Origin of the sequence: Bacillus sp. 17RED48, assembly GCF_019837545.1 — a bacterium.
Taxonomy (GTDB): Bacteria; Bacillota; Bacilli; order Bacillales; family Bacillaceae_G; genus Bacillus_A; species Bacillus_A wiedmannii.
This window is the reverse complement of the sequence record NZ_JADAXG010000008.1, coordinates 32,214-55,161: the sequence shown is the minus strand read 5'-3', so window position 1 is coordinate 55,161 and position 22,948 is coordinate 32,214. Positions and strand designations below refer to the sequence as shown.

The window sequence follows — 22,948 nt, the reverse complement described above, 5'->3', positions numbered from 1 at the left end:
CTGATATGCAATATTACATATAAAAAACCAAGCTGAATTCTTTTAAAAAGTTATACAGAGATATTTTTTCGTTTGGTACATACTTGAATAGGTGAAGCATTCCTTTGCATTTTATGAGTAATTTACAAGTTTATTGTTTGAAGCATCGCAGGACCGGAAGTAATGAAATACCTGTGGGACAGAGCTATCATCGGCAATTGCATAAAAAAAGCTGCTGCCTATAAAATATAGACAGCAGCTTTTTTACATACTCATTTTGTAACTAATAAACAGCGATGGGCCCATAAGGACCTTTAATAATTTCTATTTTTGTTTCAAAAATATCTGTCAAAAGTGTTGGGTCCATAACCTCTTCTACTGTTCCAAAAGCAGCAATTTGTCCATCTTTCATAGCACAAATTTTATCAGAGTATTTAGCTGCAAAATTTATGTCATGCATAACAGTCAAAATTGTTCTTCCGAATTCATTAGCTGCACGTCTCAAATGCTCCATCATTTGAACAGAACGAGCAACATCAAGGTTGTTCAGAGGCTCGTCCAAAAGCACATATTCAGTCTCTTGGCACAATACCATCGCTACATATGCCCTTTGTCTTTGACCACCAGAAAGCTCATCTAAATATCTATTCTCTAAACTAGTTAAATCTAAGAAATCGATATATTTAGAAATGATAACCTCATCTTCTTTAGTTAATCTTCCCTTTGAATAAGGAAAGCGCCCAAATCCAACTAGTTGTCTAATAGTAAGCCTCGTTACAAAATGATTTTCTTGTCGCAATATAGTCAAAATTTTTGCTAAGTCTTTTGATTTGGATTCAGAAACATCCATATTCGCTACTTGAATTTGGCCTTCATCCATATCTAAGAGTCTTCCAATCATCAATAGTGTCGTAGACTTTCCAGCACCATTTGGTCCAATTAAAGAAGTAAAGCCCGCTTTTGGTATTTCAATATCCAAAGGTCCTATTTTTACCTTATCAGTATAGAACTTTTTAACATTATCAATTTTTATCATAAAGCCCTCTTCCTTAAAACAATAGTTAAGAATATGATTCCACCAAATAATTCAATAATAACTGAAACTACACCTTGAGCATTGAATACATGATACATTAAAAAGTATGCACTCGTCATTATCAAAAATCCTATTGCAAAAGCCATTGGAAAAATATATCTATGATCATAAGTTGACGCCGCCTGATAACTCAAAGTTGCTACTAAAAAGCCGTAGAAAGTAAGTGGCCCAATTAGAGCTGTTGAAATGGACATCAAAATAGCAACTAATACAAGCGTATAAATTACACTAGGTTGATATTTAACCCCAAAGGAAGTAGCAACATCCTTTCCAAGTGATAAAATATTCAACTTCTTAGAATGAACAAAAATTAATACCGCTACAATTATAATCATAGGAATTACAACAGGAAAATATGCAGGATCTGCATGATTAACAGAACCAAATAATTTCGCTTGTAAAATATCAAACTCTGAAGGCGCAAGTAGCTTTCTCATAAAAGTTGATACGGAATTCAGTCCAGTACCAATAATAATTCCAACTAAAAGCATAAGTTGTAAATTCCCGTATTTACCGGAAAGTAACCATCCATAAAGTATCAAACTCATCAAGACCATAGCAACAACTTGGAATAAAAATGATCCAATTCCATTAAAGTTTATTAATGCACTAGCACCAAAGAAGAATATTGTACTCGTATGAATTGCTGAATAAAGTGATTCGAAACCTAAAAGCGAAGGAGTAATAATCTTATTGTTCGTAATAGATTGGAAAGCAACTGTCGACAAGCTATGGCAAACTGCAGCAATAATCATCGCAACAATAGCTATTATCCTTCTCTTAACAACTGGGATAAAAGAAGGTGAATCTATCGGAACTGGATTGTTATAAACTAAAAGTCCATATGAAGAAAGGAGACCTAAAGCAATCAATGTTATCAGTACAATCCAATAACGTCTTGCTTCCTTCTTAGAACGAAAAGCACTAGCTGATCTACTTTCATTATGAAGGCTAGAATCGATTTCGACATTTTCTTTATTTTTATAGTCTAATGTGATCATCGTAGCCTCCTTGGTTTTCTTCGTCTCAATAAAATAGTAATAAACACGACTGCTCCCACTGTTGCAAGTATTAAAGAAACAGGTACTTCAAAAGGCTTTATAATTGTTCTAGAAATGATGTCACAGGTAGTTATTGTCCCCATTCCGATCACACATACCCAAGGTAAATTACTCCTAAGATCATCCCCTCTAAACATGGAAACAATGTTTGGAACAATTAATCCCAAGAAAGGTAAGTTTCCAATAACAGCTGCAACAATTCCAACTGCAACAGAGATAAGGCCAGTCCCAAAAAGAACAATTCTATTGTAATTAACTCCAAGGCTTGTTGCGACATCTTCTCCTAGCCCAGCTAAAGTCAATCTATTAGCATACATAAAAATAAGCAAAGTAACGATAACAATTAGCCATAAATATTCATATCTTCCCACCTGAACGGTAGCAAATGAACCTACGAACCAAGTTTCAATACTTTGCGTCATTTGAAAAAGGAGTCCCAAAAAAGTAGACACTGCAGAAATAACTGCTCCAAGCATCAATCCAATAATAGGGACAATTAAAGACGAACGAAGTTTAACTCTTCTTAAAAACAGAAAGAAAATCATAGTTCCTATAAAAGAAAAAATGATTGCACCAGTCATTCTTTGAACTAAAGTCGGGGCAGGAAATAATAAATATACAAAAAGCAGGCCTAAGCCTGACCATTCAATAGTCCCCGTTGTAGTAGGTTCAACAAAACGATTCTGTGTAATTAATTGCATTACGAGCCCTGCCATCGCCATTGCAGCTCCAGTAAGCATTAATGCAACTGTTCTCGGAACACGAGTGATGAAAAACATCTCCATTCCGTCCTCTTGTCCACGTATATCATAAACTCCAGTAAACAGTGATATAATCCCTAAAATTATAACAACTATAATCGCTATTATAAAAGGTTTTGTCCATATTTTATTGTGATTATAAAACTGGGGTTGAGAAATATTCTCAACCCTAGAAATCATATTTTTTGACACTGTTTCGTACTCCTTTACACTACTTAGCTAAAGTTTTTGCGATATTTCCAAATAACTCTATATAAGTCTCAATTGATTCATTTGTGTAAGTATCTGCTGGTGCATAAATAACTTGTTTTTTAGAAACAGCAGTTGTGTTTTGAAGAGCAGGTGATTTAGAAATAACATCTTGAGCAGGAGCTGAAGTAGCAGCATCAGATGTTGCAGCATCACGATCTAATACGAAAAGCCAATCAGGATTTGTTTGTGCAATAGCTTCAACAGAAACGTCATCACCTTTATGACCTGCAGTAGAATTAGACACTTCTAGTGCTGGAGTCCAACCGAAAATTTCATACATTGGTCCCCAAACGCGACCAGAGTGAGGCGCAGCAAAACCAATATTCCCACCAGTAACGATAACACTCATAACTTTATCTTTTCCATTATAAGCAGATTTTGCATTTTCAATAGATTTATCAAAATCAGCTACTAATTTTTTAGCCTCTTTATCTTTATCAAAGATTTTTCCTAAAGAAATTGTAGAATCTTTAAGTCCTTTTACTAAATTTTCTCCAGGCTTAGTAGCTTTCTCAGAAACATCAACATTAAGATCAATAACAGCTGCATTTGGCACTAATTTTTTGATTTCTTCGTAATGGCCAGCAAATCTTTGACCAACGATTACAAGGTCAGGGTTTGCCGCTGCTATAATTTCAAGATTTGGTTCGCGGTGATTCCCAATATTTTTAACTGAATCATCTTTTTTATATGCTGAATCTGCAGGCATTACATCCTTTGGAGCAGCCGCTAATTTAATTCCCCAATCAGCTAAAGTTTCAAAAGTTCTATTATCTAAAGCAACTACATTCTTTGGATTTACAGGGACTTTAACAGTTCCATGTGCATCAGTAATTTCAACCGTTTTTGGCTTATCACTACTATCACCTTTATTAGCTTTCGAAGTTTCCTTACCTGAATCTGAGCAAGCTACTAACATTAAAGTGAAAATCGCTAGAATACTTACTAATTTTAAAAGCATAGTTTTTTTCATACGTATACTCCTTATTATGTAATTTAGTTCGAAAATGATGACGTCCATAGATTGAATTAGATAGTAACTGCTATTCACCTAAACCAATATTGATAATCATTTTCATTTGAATATCCTGTTAATTAGTATAGTCATTAATTCTGTGAAAATCTTGTGAATGGTGTGAGTTAATAGAATTAAGCATACTTTGTATACGAAAAGTAATATGTGCAGTCAGGCGTGTTGATTAACCTTTATTTTACAGAGAATACATGAGAAAATCTTGATTTTCTTTTCAAGTAGGTACTTGCATTAGATACGGTCGCGCTAGAATCTTCCCCTCCACACTAACCAAATATATGAGCACCTTATAAACCATGATCCATTGCCTGATAGAAATATTCTAGTTCCGTCTTTTAATATTTCACAGAAACTATTTTATTATCTTATTTTTATCATTCAACCATTGAATAGCCTCTGCCATGTATCGTTTGAATATATCTGTCTTTCTTCTCGCACTTTAACTTTTTTCTTACATACCCAATATATAAGTCTACTACATTTGGATTTACTACTACGTTATATCCCCAAACCTGATTCAAAAGCATTTCACGGCTCAATATTGTATTTTTATTCTTGATTAAAAATACAAGTAAATCGTACTCGCGCTTCGTAAGCGAGAGATTTTCGCTACCTTTTTTCACAATATTGCTAGATGCATCAACAAAGAGATCTTTAAACTGAAAAAAGTTTGTCTCATTTTGCTGAGTATAGTCAGTTCTCCTTAAAATAGCTTGAACCCTTGCTACTAATTCTTCTTTCGCAAATGGTTTTCTAATATAATCATCTGCTCCTGCTTGTAGCCCTGCTATGCAATCCTTACTAGAAATATTGTCGGTCACAATAATGATCGGTGTCGTTTTAACAATTCGTATTTGTCTACAAATTTCTGGCCCCGATATACTTAATGAATCCCAATCCAATATGATAATATCCCAATCTTGTTCATATACTATATTTAAACCTTGGTTTTCATTGTGAAGTTTTAAAATGAAATAGCCCTCTTGCTTTAGACCGCTTACGATTTTCTTCGCAAAAGACCGTTCATTCTTAATTACTAACACCTGCTTCACCGATGGTTCACCTCTACTTCAATATAACTTAGTTAGATAAAAAATTATCTCAAAAAAACATTTTAAAATTTATAAATATGACCCCCCTAAAAAAGGCCATTGTAACAGCTTATTAGGAGAACTCTATATAATCTTACAATAAATATGAATAGAAACACAAAGGATATGAAGATTTAAATACATATTATGTAATCATTAAAGGTAGCTATAGTATCTACCTGTTTATCGTCAATAACTATTTCTTCATTTTCTTTTTCAGGGGTACCACCCTTCCCTCATCAACTTAAACATTTTATAAAACTACAAAACAAAAAGAACCATAAGCTTGCCACAAAAAATAGTAGTGGTCCATCTCCAACATTTAAAATCAAATATTTTTCATTGGGAATATCTTGTTGTTTTAGACTATAGAATAAAGTATTAGACCATTAAAAAATGGTTGTAAGCTGAAAAGGTATTAATCTTTTTGATTAAATAAAAAATACTTTTGTTTTTCTTTTATTTACTTTAATATCAATAAGGGCACCAAAAAAATAGATAGAGGTGCTAAAATGTACGGAATTATTAATTATGAAGTGTTTTTACTAACAGGGATTTTATTAAATTTAATTCCTGGTGCGGACACCATGTATATTGTGGGAAGAAGTATTTCACAAGGCAGAAAAGCAGGTGTGTATTCTGTTTTTGGTATTATTACTGCCTCTTTAGTTCATACGTTATTTGTTGCTTTTGGTTTATCTATTATACTTACAAAATCCGTTGTATTATTTAACATCATTAAGATTATTGGTGTTATCTATCTCGTATATCTAGGGATTAAAATGGTACTTGATAAGACGAATGTAGATTTCCAAGCTTCATCCAATAAATTAAACATTAGAAAGATATATATACAAGGGCTTTTAACAAGTCTTACGAATCCAAAAGTCTCTTTATTCTTTATTGCGTTTCTTCCGCAATTTATAGATACAAAGGCTTCAGGTCCTATTCCCTTTATCATTTTAGGACTTACTTTTACAGCCACTGGATTATTGTGGTGTTTATTTGTGGCTTATTTCTCTTCATATGTTACAAAAAAACTAAGAGGAAACCAAAAGGTAGGAATGATTCTAAATAAGGTAACAGGAATGATTTTTATTGGTATGGGGTTAAAGTTGCTTCAAACGAAAGCTCCTCAATGAACCTGAATAACATAACAATGCCCCCTTCTAAGAAATGTTATATCGGGTTTAAACCAATTCCTATATACTAAAAAGTCCCTTCAGAATTTGAAGGGGCTTTTTAATATACCTGTCTTGATGATACGATTCACTCTTTATTGAAAAAAATGAGTGTAAATTGAGTCTGCTATCAAATAATTACTGTTAAAATAGATATTTCTTGCTGTTAGGAATAGTCGATGTATCTATTTGTATAGAGAAAGCATATCTTTGCCGCAAACAAAAAGAACCATAACCTCGCCAATCTGGCAAAGTTATGGTTCATATCATACAAAATAAAAAAACCACCAAATATGTATTGGTGGAGACGGTGGGAGTCGAACCCACGTCCAAAAATATCGGCACTTAAGCTTCTACGAGTGTAGTCGATATATTAGCATTTCGCGAACTCTTCGGCCTATCGACAGGCTTCCAAGTTGCTAGTCTGATTGTTCTCTTCCTTCGCCCTCAGACGGCGAACTCCGGCGTAGTCCACTTAGTTTGAGTCCCTTACCCTACCACATGGACGATGGAGGGAGGAACCTTTAGTGCAATTAAGCAGCTAAAGAAAGATTGTTTTGTTTGCCAATTATAGGCTTTGACGTTTTAACGAGGCCGATCCCCTCGACTCGCAACCTAAGCTCGAACTATCCCTGTCGAATCCGTAACGTCCCCATGATAAAAATGGAGCATACGAAGAAATATCGTGATAGCTACTAAGAGCTGTTTTTCAATGTGCAACAATCTTACATAAGTTATTATAACATACGCGCGTCGTTTTACAAATGTAAATATCTGTATTACATCTTTTGACGATCACGGAACGCGCGTGCAATTTCACGTTTTGCTTCTTTCTCTTTTAAATCGTTACGCTTATCATATTGCTTTTTACCTTTTGCTAAACCAAGTGCCATTTTCGCGAATCCATTTTTTAAATAAATTCTAACTGGAACTAATGCATAGCCTGTTTCTTTTGAAGCACCCGTTAACTTCTCAATTTCTTTTTTATGAAGAAGTAACTTTCTCGTGCGAAGCGGATCATGGTTGAAACGATTCCCTTGCTCATATGTACTAATATGCATATTATGTACCCATACTTCACCATTATGTACACGTGCAAACGCATCTTTCAAGTTCACGCGTCCAGCGCGAATCGACTTAATTTCAGTTCCTTGAAGGACAAGCCCTGCCTCGTATGTTTCTTCGATGAAATAATCATGAAATGCTTTTTTATTTTGTGCAATAACCTTACCTGTACCCTTTGGCATATAACGTCCCTCCTCTATTTTTACTATTGTAACAAATGTTAATAAAAAGCGAAAGTGGCTCGCTCAGAATGTAAGGTGGATGGAGCTTCTGACCTTGAGGCGCTCTTTGCCTCTCGGGAAGAAGCGAAGCCGCCGAACATTCTAGCCACTGTAGCTGGATTCCAACAAAAAGCGAAAGTGGCTCGCTCTCAAGCCACCAATAAAAAAGAAAAAGCCCCGCTTTTCATCAAAGCGAAGCCCTCCTTTTCTTACTTACGCTTTTTCTTTTTCTTCTTGAACCCTGGTACATTTTCGAAGAATGCTTTTTTCTTCTTACCGTTACCATCTTTTTTCCCTGGCTGACTAGCGGACGTGGAAGTGGAAGCAGAAGCTGATCCTCTTCCTTTTCCTTTGCCACCACGGTCGAATTTTCTACCTGTACCACGTTCTCCGCCGCGCTCATCACTGCGTTCGCTACGTCCACCGCGTTTCTTTCTGCCTGTTCTTGGCTGTTCGATAACGACTGGACGATCTTTGAACTTACGACGAGGCGTCCCTTTCATGCCAACGATTTCAAAGTCGATTGCACGCTCGTCTTTGTTTACGTTAATAACGCGAATTGTAATTTCGTCTCCGATGCGGAATACGTTACCTGTACGTTCTCCGATCATTGCGAAATGTTTCTCGTCATAACGGTAGTAATCATCCGTTAAGTAGCTAACGTGTACAAGACCTTCAATTGTATTTGGAAGCTCTACGAATAAACCGAAGTTTGTTACAGAGCTAATCATACCGTCATACTCTTCACCAATCTTATCAACCATATACTCTGCTTTTTTCATTTCGTCTGTTTCACGTTCTGCTTCAACAGCACGACGTTCCATATTAGAAGAATGCTCTGCAATTTCAGGTAAGTTTTCACGCCATTTTGCTTGTGTTTCGTTGTCGACTTTACCGTTAATAATGTATTCACGAATTAATCTATGAACGATTGTATCTGGGTAACGACGAATTGGTGATGTGAAATGTGTGTAGAACTCAGTTGATAAACCGAAATGTCCTAAGCTATCCGCATCGTAACGCGCTTGCTTCATTGAACGAAGCATTACTGTTGAAATAACTACTTCTTCAGGCTGTCCTTGAACCATTTCAAGAATTTGTTGCAGCGCACGAGGATGTATTTCATTCGCACGTCCTTTTACTGCATATCCGAAGTTTGTTACAAACTCGAAGAAACGTTCCAGCTTATCTTCTTTCGGATCTTCATGGACACGGTACATGAATGGTACGTTCATCCAGTGGAAATGCTCTGCTACTGTTTCGTTCGCAACAAGCATAAATTCTTCAATTAACTTCTCTGATACAGAACGATCACGCATGACAACATCTGTCGGTTTACCTTCTTCGTCTACTAATACTTTCGCTTCTTTAAAGTCAAAGTCAATTGCACCACGACGCATACGTTTTTCACGTAAAATCTGTGCCAATTGACCCATCTCTTTAAACATCGGTACTAGCGGCTCATAGCGTTTGATTAACTCTTCGTCCTCATCTTCTAAAATGCTTCTTACGTCAGCATACGTCATACGCTCTGTCGTTTTAATCACACTTTGGAAAATCTCATGCTTTACAACATCACCTAAGTTGTTGATTTCCATTTCACAAGATAACGTCAGACGGTCTACTTTCGGGTTTAACGAACAAATACCGTTAGATAGACGATGCGGAATCATCGGAATTACACGGTCAACAAGATATACACTCGTTGCTCTTTCCGCTGCTTCTACATCAATTGGAGAACCTTCTTGAACGTAATGACTTACATCCGCAATATGAACGCCAAGCTTGTAGTTACCGTTCTCGAGCTTCGTTACTGTAACAGCGTCATCTAAATCTTTCGCATCTGCACCGTCAATCGTTACGATCATTTGGTCACGCAGGTCACGGCGATCTTTTAAATCTTCTTCTGAAATCGTTTCTGGTACACTGTTTGCATGCTCCATCACTTCTTCAGGGAATGCTAAAGGTAGATGATGTTTATGAATAACTGATAAAATATCTACTCCTGGATCATTTTTATGACCTAGAATTTGAATAACTTCACCTTCTGCACTTAAACGATTCTCTGGGTAACTCGTAATTTTCACAACTACTTTATGGCCTTCTACAGCACCCATTGATGCACTTTTCAAGATAAAGATATCACTCGTCCAGCGCTTATTGTCAGGTATAACAAATCCAAAGTTTTTCGATTCTGTATATGTACCAACTAGTTCTTTTGTGCCGCGCTCTAAAATACGTACAATTGAACCTTCTTGGCGTGATCCACTTGATTGTGCGCTAACACGCGCTAATACTGTATCACCATGAAGTGCACCGTTTAACTCTGTAGGCGGGATGAAAAGATCATCATCTCCCGTTTTCTTCTCTTCTGGTACAACGAATGCAAAGCCACGTGCATGTCCAATTAATTTACCGCGTACTAAATTCATCTTTTCAGGAAGACCGTAACGGTTACTACGTGTGCGAATAACAAGCCCCTTCTCTTCCATCATTACAAGTGCCTTTACAAAATCTTTAAAGCCCTCAGACCCTTCAATTCCAAATGCCTCTTCTAACTCTTGTATTGTTAACGGTTTATACGCTTCTTCTCTCATAAATAATAACAACTTATCAATATTTTCTTGTATGATTTCTTCCAAGCAGAAATACCTCCTTTAAACCCTTATATTATTTAGTGTATCCGAAAGACTGGGGATGTATAAAGCGAAACTTTAATACTCCCCTAATGATTTTTACAGTTTTCACAAAAAATTCCTTATGAAAAAAAGAGGCAACTAGATCTTACCAATCTAGTTGCTCCAAGAAGTTATATACATCCTCATGTAGCTCGTCACGTTGCTTATCAAGTGTAATGACATGCGTAGAGTCTTCATACCATTTAATGTCTTTTAACGTAGATTCTACACCGTTATAAATAATGTTAGCACTATCTGTATTAATCATTTCATCATGACGTGCTTGTACAACAAATGTCGGTGCATAAATCATATCCACATTGTTACGTACGTCAGCAATTAATTGTTGTAATGCTTTTAATGTATTCATCGGTGTCTTTTGGAATTCCAACATTTCTTGTTCGATTTGCTCTGGTGATTTTTGCTCACGGTTTTTATATTCGCGGGCATATGCCAATATACCTTGGTACATCGTTTCTTCACTCTTAATATACATTGGTGCACACATTGGTACTACACCTAAAACAGGTACTGTATAACCTAATTTTAAAGAAAATACGCCGCCAAGTGATAATCCAACAACAGCAATTTTCTCAAAGCCTTTATCTTTTAAAAGCTGATATGCCTCCATTACGTCTTGCCACCAATCTTCAGGACCTGTATGAACAAGCTCTTCTGGTGGTACACCGTGCCCTTTATAAATTGGCGCATGACAAGTGTAGCCTTTCTTCTCTAAGAAACGCCCTAACATACGTACATCAGCTGAGTTTCCTGTGAAACCATGTAGTAATAAAACAGCGCGGTCTCCACCCTCAAATGTAAATGGTTTCGGAGATGCTAATTTCATCATGTACTTCTCCTCTTTCTCTTCTGTAATCTAGTCGTATTCTTTCTATATCTAGTGTACCATATTTATATTTCTATAATCTAATTAGAAACATCTTTCAAATAGCAAAATAAAAAAAGAAGAACCATTAGTACATCTTACTAACGCTTCTTCTTTCAATTCTATAAATTTAAGTACGTAACAGCAATTGTTAATACGAAGAATAGAACAGCTAAAACAATTGTAATACGGTTTAATACTGCTTCAATTCCACGTGCTTTTTGCTTACCAAATAATTGCTCTGCACCGCCTGAAATTGCACCTGAAAGGCCTGAGCTATTACTAGACTGCATAAGTACCATAACAATCATTAAAATCGATACAATAATAAGTAAAACGGATAATAACGTATGCACTTGGCGTACCTCCTACAAAGATTCAGTTATTTTAACTGTAGCATAAATCCTATAGAAAAGCGAGAGCTATAGAGTCGCTCTCGCTTTTCTTCTATTACATAAACATCATTGCAAATAACGGCCCGAGCAAACATGTCAAAATTGCTGTTAATGTCATTGTTACCGATCCAATAACACCTTCATGTTCATTATTTTTCATCGCTCTCATTACACCCATAATATGAGAAGCACATCCAAATCCGATACCTTTACCAACTGAGTTTGTAACACGGCTCCATTTTAATAAAAGTGGGCCAGTAATCGTTCCAGTAATACCTGCGATAACAACGAAAGCTGCTGTTAATGAAGGTACACCACCAACTTGCTCTGAAACACTCATCGCAACTGGCATTGTCACCGATTTTGGTAAAGAAGATAAAATTAAGCTTTTATCTGTTCCCATAAGTGATGCAATGGCAAAATCACTGGCGATTGCAACTGTTGTTCCTACTAATACCCCGCCGGCAATCGGTACAACATATTTTTGCAGAACGTGACGTTGTTTATAAAGAGGAATTGCAAATGCTACAACACCGGGCCCCAGCAGTTTTGCAATCCAGCCACCACCGCTTTCCATATAATGTTGATATGGTATATCAAGCATGATAAATAAGAAAGCCATTAATCCTGTTGCTACAAGCATTGGAATGGTGAATGGTGTTGGAAATAATTTATAGATTTTTTTAGATAATTGGTATAATAGCACCGTAAAAAGAACCCAACCGATTCCGATTAATATTTGGCTCATCTCGACTCTCTTTCCTTTCTATTCGCAAGATATTGTCCTGTATGTCCTGCGACAATAATAATTAAAAATGTACTCGCTACAATTGTAATGAAAAGAGAAATTCCTTTACTCATAAAAAAAGCACCGTAATTCATTAGGCCAAGCGTTGGCGGAATTAATAAAAACGGCATAATAGCAACGAGTGTTTCTGCTCCTAAATCGAACCATTTCACTGGAAGGACTTTTAGGCTAAGTAAAACAAGTAAGAGGAACATTCCAATCAAACTTCCTGGAATCGGAATATTTAACACTTCTTGTACCCAATTTCCAACCATATAAAAAACGTAAAGAGCTGCAATTTGGACAAGAATCTTTGTAAATTTCATGTTCATCATCCCTCATGTTTATACGATCTTCTCTTAATATCTTTATCATAGTATAAATTGTAAAAAGCTGCAATTTATCAACTTGACAGCAAAAACAGCCTATGTTATACGCTTACACCCTTGATATGACTGCATTTCTAAACAAAAATTAAGTCAAAAACCTTGACCTAATATAAAAAGTTTTTATTTTCTGAATTTGTAACGTTGTTATTTCAATAAAATAATCTTTTTATCCTTAAGCTTACATATATATAAAGTGAAACTTTCATTAGTGGCGGTTTTCTTCCTCCCCACAATCGGACTTTTACGGGATAAACAAGATAGGTGGTGAGCATATGCCAAAAAAAGTTCTTATTTTTTGTGATCCTGGGATTGATGATACGATGGCTCTCCTCTTAGCATTCTTTATCGATGAAATAGAAATCGTCGGTATTGTTGCTGATTACGGCAATGTCCCAAAAAAAATGGCCGTACAAAACGCTCATTTTCTTAAGAGCGAAGCAAAGGATAGAAATATCAAGATATTCGGTGGTTCAGAACGTCCACTTACTGGTGCCCCTCCAGCTTTCTTTACGGAAGTACACGGGAAACAAGGGCTCGGGCCAATTATTCCAAAGGGACATGTGACTAACGGGGAGATGGAGAATTTTTTCGAAGTTATTCCTCTTATTGAACAGTATAAAGATGAATTAATCATTGTAAGTTTAGGAAGACTTACCTCCCTAGCAATTTTATTCATTGTATGTAAACAGCTCATGAAGCAAATTACATCTTACTACGTAATGGGCGGCGCCTTTTTACATCCTGGTAATGTGACCCCTATTTCCGAAGCGAACTTTTATGGCGATCCTACTGCCGCTAATATAGTCCTTCAATCCTCACCTAACATGTACATCTATCCATTAAACGTCACTCAGTATTCCATCATTACACCAGAAATGGCTGAATACATTGAAGCAAAAGGAAAAGCCCCACTCGTCAAACCGTTATTCGATCATTATTACTACGGCTATTATAAAGACGCCTTACCGCATTTAAAGGGGAGCCCCTTCCATGACACAATGCCAATACTCGCTTTACTTGATAACTCTATGTTTACGTATCACAAGTCACCTATCGTTGTCATGACAGAATCTTATGCACAAGGAGCAAGCATAGGAGAATTTCGTTCTTTAGGAGAATCTAAGCCATTTATTGATTGGCCGAGTCATCAAATCGCAATTGATTTTGATTATAACCGCTTCTTTAAATATTTCATGTCACTTATGACGGGTGAGCAATTTTAGCATAAAAAAACAGACCGTGATTTCTCACGGTCTGTCGTTATTTTCTACAATTATCGTTTAATGTTGTAGAAAGATTTGATACCATCGTAAACAGCGATTTCGCCTAGTTCGTCTTCGATGCGTAATAATTGGTTGTACTTAGCAATACGGTCAGTACGGCTCATAGAACCAGTTTTGATTTGGCCAGCGTTAGTTGCAACTGCGATGTCAGCGATTGTAGCATCTTCAGTTTCACCAGAACGGTGAGATACAACTGCTGTGTAACCAGCACGTTTAGCCATTTCGATAGCTTCGAAAGTCTCAGTTAAAGTACCGATTTGGTTAACTTTAATTAAGATTGAGTTAGAGATACCTTTTTCGATACCTTCAGCAAGTTTTTGAGTGTTAGTTACGAATAAGTCGTCACCAACTAATTGTACTTTATCACCGATACGCTCAGTTAATAATTTGTGACCATCCCAGTCGTTTTCGTCTAAACCATCTTCAATAGAGATGATTGGGAAGTCTTTGCAAAGCTCTTCGTAGAAATCAACCATTTCTGCAGAAGTTAAGCCAGTACGGCCTTCGCCTGCAAGGTCATATTTACCAGTTTCTTTGTTGTAGAACTCAGAAGAAGCAACGTCCATTCCTAAGAATACGTTCTCGCCAGCTTTGTAACCAGCTTTTTCGATAGCTTCGATGATTACTTCTAATGCTTCACGGTTAGAACCAAGGTTTGGAGCGAATCCACCTTCGTCACCTACTGCAGTGTTAAGACCTTTGTCATGTAATACAGCTTTAAGTGCATGGAATACTTCAGCACCCATACGGATTGATTCTTTGAATGTTGGAGCACCAACTGGTAAGATCATGAACTCTTGGAAGTCTACGTTGTTATCAGCGTGAGAACCACCGTTGATGATGTTCATCATTGGAGTTGGTAATTGTTTTGCATTGAATCCACCAAGGTAACGGTATAATGGAAGACCTACGAAGTCAGCTGCTGCGTGAGCTACTGCCATAGATACACCAAGGATAGCGTTAGCGCCTAGTTTACCTTTGTTTGGAGTGCCATCTAATTCGATCATAGCACGGTCGATACCAGCTTGGTCAGTTACGTCGAAACCAACGATTTCTGGAGCGATTGCTTCGTTAACGTTGTTTACTGCATTTAGAACACCTTTACCAAGGTAACGAGATTTGTCACCGTCACGTAATTCTACTGCTTCGTGCTCACCAGTAGATGCACCACTTGGTACGATAGCGCGTCCGAAAGCGCCGCTTTCTGTGTAAACTTCTACTTCTACAGTTGGGTTACCACGAGAGTCAAGGACTTCGCGAGCATAAACATCAATAATTGTTGACATAATAAATTCTCTCCTTTTTATATAAGCAAATTATTTAATAATTGTTTTACCTGTCATTTCTTTCGGTTGTTCCACATTTAAAAGCGTAAGCATTGTTGGAGCGATATCTCCTAAAATACCACCTTCACGAAGCTCTACATCATTTTTTGTAACGATGAAAGGAACCGGGTTAGTTGTATGAGCTGTCATTGGTCCTCCATCAGCAGTTAACTCCTGATCAGCATTACCATGGTCAGCAGTAATAAGTGCTACACCATCTTTTGCAAGAATCGCTTCTACAACTTTTCCTAAACATTCGTCAGTTGCTTCTACTGCTTTAATTGTTGGTTCCATCATCCCAGAATGGCCAACCATATCACAGTTTGCAAAGTTAAGAATGATAACATCATGTTTATCATTTTCGATTTCATTTACTAAAGCGTCCGTTACTTCGTAAATGCTCATTTCAGGTTTCAAGTCATACGTTGCAACCTTCGGTGAGTTAATTAAAATACGCTCTTCTCCTGGGAATTCAGCCTCACGACCACCGCTAAAGAAGAATGTAACGTGCGGATACTTTTCAGTTTCCGCGATGCGAAGTTGCTTTAATCCCGCTTGCGCAACAACTTCACCTAATGTGTTATCAAGGTTCATTGGCTTGAATGCCACGTAACCATCTACAGTTTCACTGAAATGTGTCATACAAACGAATTCAGGAATGTGAGGTACTTTTTCACCACGATCGAACTCACGGAAGTCTTCGTTTGTAAATACACGAGCAATTTGAATTGCACGGTCTGGACGGAAGTTATAGAAGATAACTGCATCATCATCATTGATTGTTGCAACTGGCGTGTTATCTTCGTTAACAATTACAGACGGCAATACGAATTCATCGTAGATACCATTTGCATAAGAGTCTTCTACACACTCTTCTGCTGATTTATAAGTAGGGCCTTCACCATTCACCATAGCACTGTAACATTTTTCTACGCGATCCCAACGCTTGTCACGGTCCATGGAGTAATAACGACCAGAGATAGTCGCGAATTGTCCTACTCCTGTTTCTTTAATTACTTCATTTGTTGCATCGATATAACCTTTTGCTGTTTGTGGTCCAACATCGCGGCCGTCTAAGAATGCATGGATATAAACTTTCTCCACGCCTTCTTTTGCTGCTAAGCGAAGAAGAGCAAACATATGGTTCATGTGACTGTGCACACCACCATCAGAAAGTAAGCCGAATAAATGAAGAGCAGTACCTTTTTCTTTTACGCTTTTAATTGCATTTTGGAAAGTTTCGTTCTGATCGAACTCACCTTCACGAATTGCAACGTTTACGCGTGTTAAGCTTTGATATACGATGCGGCCTGCACCGATATTTAAGTGACCAACCTCAGAGTTACCCATTTGACCTTCTGGAAGACCTACTTCCTCACCACAAGCTGTAAGCGTTGTGTGAGGGAATTTGTTCCAGTAACCATCAAAATTAGGTTTCTTAGCTTGTGCTACAGCATTCCCGTGAGTTTCTTCACGTAGTCCGAAACCATCAAGAATGATTAAAGCTGTTGGCTTTCTCATTTTACCGCCCCCAGAAGACCTAAGAACGAAGCAGGCTCTAAGCTAGCACCGCCAACTAAAGCGCCGTCGATGTCAGATTGTGCCATATACTCTTTAATGTTTTCTGGTTTTACGCTACCGCCGTATTGAATACGAACAGCTTCTGCAGCTTCTGGAGAAACAGCTTCTGCAACAACTTTACGGATGTGCGCACATACTTCGTTTGCATCTGCAGAAGAAGAAGATTTACCTGTACCGATAGCCCAGATTGGCTCATAAGCGATAACAGTTGCTTTAACTTGCTCTTCTGTTAAACCTGCAAGTGCTTTTGTCACTTGACCTGCTACTAGATCAAATGTTTTTCCGCTTTCGCGCTCTTCTAAAGTCTCACCACAACATACAATTGGTGTTAAACCATGTTCAAATGCTGCAAGAGTCTTTTTGTTTACTGACTCGTCTGTTTCAGCAAACATTTCACGACGCTCAGAGTGGCCAAGTACTACGTAGCCTACTTTTAAGTCGCTAAGTGCTACTGGGCTAATTTCGCCAGTGAATGCACCATTTTTTTCGAAGTGCATGTTTTGTGCACCTACTTGTAAATCAGTTCCTTCAGTTGCTGCTACTAAACGCTCTAAGAATAGAGCTGGAGAGCAAACTACTGCATCAACAGCTGAAGCTGCTGGGATTTGACCTTTAACTTCCTCTACGAAGCTAACTGCTTCAGATAGAGTTTTATTCATTTTCCAGTTACCTGCGATAATTGGTTTACGCATGCTTTGCACCGTCCTTTTTCTTTGGCTGCTACTTATTTGTCGTTAAGACAAACTACACCTGGAAGCTCTTTACCTTCCATGAATTCTAATGACGCACCGCCGCCAGTAGAAATGTGGCTCATTTTATCAGCCATACCGAATTTTTCAACAGCTGCTGCAGAGTCACCACCGCCGATAACAGAGTATGTATCTTCTGCATCTGCTAATGCTTGTCCTACTGCTTTTGTACCTTCTGCGAATGGAGTCATTTCGAATACACCCATTGGTCCATTCCATACAACAAGCTTAGAATTTTTAATTACATCTGCATAAATTTCACGTGTTTTAGGACCGATGTCCACGCCTTCCCATGTAGAAGGAATAGAGTCGATACCTACGATTTGAGTTGTTGCAGTTTCAGAGAATTCCTCTGTGATTACAACATCAACTGGCATGTAGAAGTTTACGCCTTTTTCTTTTGCAAGTTGCATAAATTCTTTAGCTAGTTCAATTTTGTCGTTTTCACATAGAGATAGACCAATTTCATGACCTAAAGCTTTAACGAATGTGTAAGCAAGTCCGCCACCGATGATTAAGTTATCTACTTTGTCTAATAGATGACGAATTACACCGATTTTATCTTTTACTTTCGCACCACCAATGATAGCTGTGAATGGACGTTCTGGGTTAGAAAGTGCTTTTCCAAGTACATCTAACTCTTTTTCCATTAATAGACCAGATACTGCTGGTAGGTAGTCTGCGATACCTGCTGTAGAAGCGTGAGCACGGTGAGCTGCACCGAATGCATCATTTACGAAGATATCAGCAAGAGCTGCAAATTCTTTCGCAAGTTCTGCATCGTTCTTTTCTTCGCCCGCATAGAAACGTACGTTTTCAAGAACTAATACGTCGCCTTCGTTCATTGCTGCAACCATTTCTTGTGCAACTGGTCCGAATGCTTCGTCTGCTTTTTTAACATCTTTACCAAGAAGCTCGCCTAAACGTGCTGCTACTGGAGTAAGACGTAATTCTTCTACTGCTTGACCTTTTGGACGGCCTAAATGACTTGCTAAAATAACTTTCGCACCTTGCTCTACTAAATATTGAATTGTAGGAAGAGCTGCACGGATACGAGTTTCATCTGTAATTTTGCCTTCTTTCATAGGTACGTTGAAATCAACGCGGCAAAATACACGCTTACCTTTTAAATCTACGTCACGAATTGATTTTTTGTTCATTGGATTTCCCTCCGACTACTAGTTAGGATTGACAAAACCCACTCAAAAGCTTAACACATTTGCTTTTAAAACGAAAGAAGAGAGAGAGGGAACAAACCCTCTCCCTCGTTTTGTCATTGATTACTTATATAATTAAGAATTAAAGACCTTTAGAAGTCATGTATGCTGCTAGGTCTACTACACGGTTAGAGTAACCAGTTTCGTTATCGTACCAAGAAAGTACTTTAACCATGTTACCTTCCATTACCATTGTAGATAATGCATCGATTGTAGAAGAAGCTGTACATCCGTTATAGTCGATAGATACTAATGGCTCTTCGCTGTATCCAAGGATACCTTTTAATTCGCCTTCAGCTGCTGCTTTGAATGCTGCGTTTACATCTTCAACTGTTACTTCTTTGTCAAGTTCAACAACTAAGTCAACAAGAGAAACGTTAGCAGTTGGAACACGTACAGCGCCACCGTTTAATTTACCTTTAAGTTCTGGTAATACTAATGCTACAGCTTTAGCTGCACCAGTAGATGTTGGGATCATGTTTTCAGCTGCTGCACGAGCACGACGTAAATCTTTGTGTGGTAAGTCTAAGATTTGTTGGTCGTTAGTGTAAGAGTGAATTGTTGTCATCATTCCGCGTTTTACGCCGAATTTTTCGTTTAATACTTTAGCGAATGGAGCTAGACAGTTTGTAGTACAAGAAGCGTTAGATACTACGTTGTGGTTAGCTGCATCGTATTGTTCGTGGTTAACACCCATAACTACAGTGATATCTTCGTCAGAAGCTGGAGCTGAGATGATAACTTTCTTAACTGATCCACCTAAGTGTTTTTCAGCGTCTGATTTTTTAGTGAAACGGCCAGTAGATTCTACTACTACTTCTACTCCGTAGTCGCTCCATGGTAATTGAGCTGGGTCACGCTCAGCGATAACTTTAATTTCTTTACCGTTAACAACGATGCTGTTTTCGTTAGCAGATACTTCTGCATTTAAAGTTCCGTGAACTGTGTCATATTTTAAAAGGTGAGCTAATGTTTTAGCATCTGTTAAGTCGTTGATTGCTACTACTTCTACCTCAGAGTTGTTAAGAGCTGCGCGGAATACGTTACGTCCGATACGTCCAAATCCATTAATACCAATTTTAGTCATTTGAATTTCCTCCTTGGGGGATTATATTAAAGGGTAATACCCTTTGTTAACTGTTTTGCTGCACCTTCATCTGTAATTAGAATTGAAGTGTGCCCTTGTTTAATTACAGCCTGTATTGCCTTTGCCTTTGAAGAACCTCCAGCGACTGCAACAACGTGAGATACATGTTGTAAATCCTCAAGTTGCATACCAACTGTTCTTACTTTATGAACAACATTTCCTTGTTCATTAAAGTAGTAACCGAAAGCTTCGCCTACTGCTTCGCTTGCTTGAATCTTTAACCAATCTGCTTCTGAAGTATTTCTGCGACGTGCCATTGTTAACGCATCACCTATTCCATGAATGACGATATTGGAAGATCGAATCAACTCAAGAACTTCTTTCACGGAAGGCTCTGTCACAATAGACGCATATGCTTCGCTACTAACATGGTCTGGAACATACAATAAGCGATAATTACTCATCGTATTTTGCGCCATCTTGGCACAAATGGTATTGGCTTCTAATTCGACGCCCTCTCCAATTCCACCACGCGCTGGGACAAATAGCATATGTAAATCTTTGCAATCAAGCTGCATCATGTCCGCAGCAGCAGCTAGCGTAGTTCCTCCAGCCACAGCAACGATATTATTCGCTTTCAGACGGTCTTTTATACAAGTCACACAAGCACGGCCCATCTCCAGTTTGACCCACGGCGATTCATCACTATCACCAGGGACAACGAAAACTTCATCCAAGTCTAATGTTTCCTTAAGTTGCTTTTCTAAAACCTTTAACCCGGAAATTTCTTTCATAAAGTCTTCCAAAGCAAGAACTAAAGCTGTTCCTTCTTCTGTCAAAGTCATTCCAGAAGAAGCGACGTGAACTAAGTTTTGTTCTTTCAAAACTTGGACTTCACTTCGCAATACTCGTTCTGTCATACCGAGACTTGCTGACAAGTTTCTTCTTCCAATAGGCTGCATGAGCCTAATGTATTGAAGAATTTGCATTCTCGTTTGCATAACAGGTAGCAGATCAGGTAATAATTTTTTTGTGTTCTGAATCCATGAGCGCATATCTTTTCTCCTCACTACATTGGTTCATTTTCCCTAGTGGTCACTTTGTGTCCCGTAGTGACATTTTATGTCCCACGTAGGTTAAAAAAATAATCCCTGCTACGTGTATTATTGTAACAGGAGATAGAAACTTATTCAACTCTTAACTGCATTGTTTATATAGTTTATTATGACACCTTTGTGAATGTTACCATATTCTACCTGTTTCCCGCCTATTTCTACAACCGGAATCATTAAATGATACTTCTCCAAAAGGTCATTATCTTCATATATATCTATTTCCTCGATTTGAAAAGAATATTCACATTGTACTTCCTGTAAAACTTGTTTCGCCTGCACGCAAAGGCCACAATCTTTTTTTGTATACAGTACAACTTTCATATTCTTCACCTATCCGATCGTTTTTCGTAATGATGAAGCTGGAATGTGCATTTGTTCTCTATACTTCGCCACTGTTCTTCGAGAAATAACGATTTCATGCTCTTCTTCTAATAATTTTGAAATCTTTTGATCTGAAAGTGGCTTTTTCTTATTCTCCGCCTCAACAAGCGTTTGGATAAATCGTTTCACACGCTTTGTAGAAACTACTTCATCTTCAGTAGTCGAAACAGCATTACTAAAGAACGATTTCATCTCAAATAAACCATGTGGTGTTTGCACATATTTATTTCGCGTTGCACGACTAATTGTAGATTCATGCACACTTAACTCTTCCGCTACCTCTTTTAAAGCAAGTGGCTTTAAATGTTCTGGACCTTCCCAGAAGAAATCACGTTGTTTTTCCATAATAATAGTCATCACTTGCAGAAGCGTTTGTTTTCTCTGTTTTAAACTGCGCATAATCCACTGCACATGCTGATACTTTTCTGAGACGTAAGATGCTACTTCACTTTCACTATTATTCAGAAGCGCACTATACTCAGAATGAATTTCAATTCTCGGCATATTTCTCTCGTTCATTTGTAAAACGAGACGATCACCATCTTTTTTCACCGCCATATCAGGCACAATATAAAGTGGTTTATCAGAAGAAAACGCAAGACCTGGTTTCGGCTGTAATGACGTAATACAGTTCACCGCCGATTGCAATTCCTCATTACTACACTTCAACACTTGGACGAGCTTTCGCCAATCTTTCTTCACGAAATAAGCAAATTGATCCTCTATAACCTCTTCCGCTAATCCATTCCGTCTTTGTAAGCGCTTCAATTGCAAAGTTAGACATTCCTGAATATTACGCGCTCCTACCCCTGCTGGCTCGAGCGATTGGACAAGCTCTACAGAGCGGTCGACTACATGAATTGGTGCGGAAAGGAGATCCGCTAACTCTTCGTTCGTTTCTTGTAAATACCCATTTCCATCCATGTTCATAATAATGAAAGAAGCTATTTTTCGCTCTTCTTCTTCTATTTTATAATACTGTATTTGATTTAATAAATGTTGCTGAATCGTTGTTGAATCCACACTGTAGATTTCCATCTGATTCTCGACTTGTTTGCTGGTACTTTTACTTGTGTTAGAGCTCTTTTTCTTCTCCCTCTCAAAACCACCTAACTCAATAAGGGGATTCTCTAACGATTGCTCATACAAAAACTCCGATAATTCTTGTACATTATACTGGAGCATTGTAATCGCTTGCCTTAACTCTTGTGTCATTGCCAAACGTAAGCTTTGTTCTTGTAAAAGACTTGCCTTCAAACTAATCTCCCCCTTGTTTCTATTGTACAATAAGTTTGGTAAAAGGAGAATGCTATCACAGACACCCATTCCAAAATA

The 22,948-nt window shown here is 37.8% G+C and carries 21 protein-coding genes and 1 other RNA gene; 2 read left to right on the top strand and 20 right to left on the bottom strand.

What is annotated here, in order from left to right; all coding sequences use genetic code 11:
* Positions 1 to 262: 262 nt before the first annotated feature.
* The 5 genes from ILT06_RS25170 to ILT06_RS25150 form a co-directional block, all read right to left on the bottom strand.
* Positions 263 to 1,015 (bottom strand): iron ABC transporter ATP-binding protein, encoded by a 753-nt coding sequence (locus ILT06_RS25170; protein ID WP_063263139.1) that lies wholly within the window; start codon positions 1,013 to 1,015, stop codon positions 263 to 265.
* On the bottom strand, positions 1,012 to 2,076 hold the full coding sequence (locus ILT06_RS25165) for an iron chelate uptake ABC transporter family permease subunit (RefSeq protein ID WP_064476227.1): 1,065 nt from the start codon (positions 2,074 to 2,076) through the stop codon (positions 1,012 to 1,014). The genes ILT06_RS25170 and ILT06_RS25165 overlap by 4 nt, the downstream gene beginning before the upstream one ends.
* Positions 2,073 to 3,089, bottom strand: a complete 1,017-nt coding sequence (locus ILT06_RS25160) for an ABC transporter permease (RefSeq protein WP_000042060.1) — start codon at positions 3,087 to 3,089, stop codon at positions 2,073 to 2,075. The genes ILT06_RS25165 and ILT06_RS25160 overlap by 4 nt, the downstream gene beginning before the upstream one ends.
* A gap of 19 nt (positions 3,090 to 3,108) precedes the next feature.
* Positions 3,109 to 4,122, bottom strand: coding sequence for a siderophore ABC transporter substrate-binding protein (locus ILT06_RS25155; RefSeq protein ID WP_000753430.1), 1,014 nt, complete (start codon positions 4,120 to 4,122; stop codon positions 3,109 to 3,111).
* Between the two features lie 434 nt (positions 4,123 to 4,556).
* Positions 4,557 to 5,234 (bottom strand): response regulator transcription factor, encoded by a 678-nt coding sequence (locus ILT06_RS25150; RefSeq protein WP_064476226.1) that lies wholly within the window; start codon positions 5,232 to 5,234, stop codon positions 4,557 to 4,559.
* Between the two features lie 551 nt (positions 5,235 to 5,785).
* Between ILT06_RS25150 and ILT06_RS25145 the strand changes: the two genes are divergently transcribed.
* Positions 5,786 to 6,415, top strand: a complete 630-nt coding sequence (locus ILT06_RS25145; RefSeq protein ID WP_103655855.1) for a LysE family translocator — start codon at positions 5,786 to 5,788, stop codon at positions 6,413 to 6,415.
* Positions 6,416 to 6,753: 338 nt separating this feature from the next.
* Here ILT06_RS25145 and ssrA read toward each other — a convergent pair.
* The 7 genes from ssrA to ILT06_RS25110 all read right to left on the bottom strand — a co-directional run bounded on the left by ssrA (position 6,754) and on the right by ILT06_RS25110 (position 12,812).
* Positions 6,754 to 7,108: a transfer-messenger RNA gene (gene ssrA, locus ILT06_RS25140) on the bottom strand.
* A gap of 125 nt (positions 7,109 to 7,233) precedes the next feature.
* Entirely contained in the window at positions 7,234 to 7,701 is a 468-nt protein-coding gene (gene smpB, locus ILT06_RS25135; RefSeq protein ID WP_001123922.1) for an SsrA-binding protein, read from the bottom strand.
* A 248-nt stretch (positions 7,702 to 7,949) separates the two neighbouring features.
* Entirely contained in the window at positions 7,950 to 10,382 is a 2,433-nt protein-coding gene (gene rnr, locus ILT06_RS25130) for a ribonuclease R (protein ID WP_097860409.1), read from the bottom strand.
* A 142-nt stretch (positions 10,383 to 10,524) separates the two neighbouring features.
* On the bottom strand, positions 10,525 to 11,265 hold the full coding sequence (gene estA / locus ILT06_RS25125; RefSeq protein ID WP_000761972.1) for a carboxylesterase: 741 nt from the start codon (positions 11,263 to 11,265) through the stop codon (positions 10,525 to 10,527).
* Positions 11,266 to 11,426: 161 nt separating this feature from the next.
* Positions 11,427 to 11,660 (bottom strand): preprotein translocase subunit SecG, encoded by a 234-nt coding sequence (gene secG, locus ILT06_RS25120; RefSeq protein WP_000557263.1) that lies wholly within the window; start codon positions 11,658 to 11,660, stop codon positions 11,427 to 11,429.
* 94 nt (positions 11,661 to 11,754) lie between these two features.
* Positions 11,755 to 12,447 (bottom strand): LrgB family protein, encoded by a 693-nt coding sequence (locus ILT06_RS25115; RefSeq protein ID WP_000078299.1) that lies wholly within the window; start codon positions 12,445 to 12,447, stop codon positions 11,755 to 11,757.
* Positions 12,444 to 12,812, bottom strand: coding sequence for a CidA/LrgA family holin-like protein (locus ILT06_RS25110; RefSeq protein ID WP_000673212.1), 369 nt, complete (start codon positions 12,810 to 12,812; stop codon positions 12,444 to 12,446). Before ILT06_RS25110 ends, ILT06_RS25115 begins: the two co-directional genes overlap by 4 nt.
* 335 nt (positions 12,813 to 13,147) lie before the next feature.
* Here ILT06_RS25110 and ILT06_RS25105 point away from each other — a divergent pair, with 335 nt between their 5' ends.
* The gene (locus tag ILT06_RS25105) at positions 13,148 to 14,098 is read left to right on the top strand and encodes a nucleoside hydrolase (RefSeq protein ID WP_222655637.1); all 951 of its coding nucleotides are present in this window, start codon (positions 13,148 to 13,150) and stop codon (positions 14,096 to 14,098) included.
* 50 nt (positions 14,099 to 14,148) lie between these two features.
* On the opposite strand, the gene eno is transcribed toward ILT06_RS25105, so the two are convergent.
* The 8 genes from eno to rpoN form a co-directional block, all read right to left on the bottom strand.
* Entirely contained in the window at positions 14,149 to 15,444 is a 1,296-nt protein-coding gene (gene eno, locus ILT06_RS25100; protein WP_000103948.1) for a phosphopyruvate hydratase, read from the bottom strand.
* Between the two features lie 30 nt (positions 15,445 to 15,474).
* On the bottom strand, positions 15,475 to 17,004 hold the full coding sequence (gene gpmI / locus ILT06_RS25095) for a 2,3-bisphosphoglycerate-independent phosphoglycerate mutase (RefSeq protein ID WP_001231145.1): 1,530 nt from the start codon (positions 17,002 to 17,004) through the stop codon (positions 15,475 to 15,477).
* Positions 17,001 to 17,756, bottom strand: a complete 756-nt coding sequence (tpiA, locus tag ILT06_RS25090) for a triose-phosphate isomerase (RefSeq protein ID WP_001231042.1) — start codon at positions 17,754 to 17,756, stop codon at positions 17,001 to 17,003. Before tpiA ends, gpmI begins: the two co-directional genes overlap by 4 nt.
* 32 nt (positions 17,757 to 17,788) lie before the next feature.
* Positions 17,789 to 18,973: a phosphoglycerate kinase gene (locus tag ILT06_RS25085; protein ID WP_002198882.1), complete on the bottom strand. Its 1,185-nt coding sequence runs from the start codon at positions 18,971 to 18,973 to the stop codon at positions 17,789 to 17,791.
* A gap of 139 nt (positions 18,974 to 19,112) precedes the next feature.
* Complete coding sequence (gene gap, locus ILT06_RS25080; RefSeq protein ID WP_000161234.1) at positions 19,113 to 20,117, bottom strand: type I glyceraldehyde-3-phosphate dehydrogenase; 1,005 nt, start codon at positions 20,115 to 20,117, stop codon at positions 19,113 to 19,115.
* Between the two features lie 26 nt (positions 20,118 to 20,143).
* Positions 20,144 to 21,172 carry a sugar-binding transcriptional regulator gene (gene cggR / locus ILT06_RS25075; protein WP_222655636.1) on the bottom strand — a complete coding sequence of 343 codons (1,029 nt, stop codon included), beginning with the start codon at positions 21,170 to 21,172 and terminating at the stop codon, positions 20,144 to 20,146.
* Positions 21,173 to 21,307: 135 nt separating this feature from the next.
* The gene (locus ILT06_RS25070) at positions 21,308 to 21,553 is read right to left on the bottom strand and encodes a glutaredoxin family protein (RefSeq protein WP_064476221.1); all 246 of its coding nucleotides are present in this window, start codon (positions 21,551 to 21,553) and stop codon (positions 21,308 to 21,310) included.
* A gap of 9 nt (positions 21,554 to 21,562) precedes the next feature.
* The gene (rpoN, locus tag ILT06_RS25065) at positions 21,563 to 22,870 is read right to left on the bottom strand and encodes an RNA polymerase factor sigma-54 (RefSeq protein WP_222655635.1); all 1,308 of its coding nucleotides are present in this window, start codon (positions 22,868 to 22,870) and stop codon (positions 21,563 to 21,565) included.
* Positions 22,871 to 22,948 lie beyond the last annotated feature (78 nt).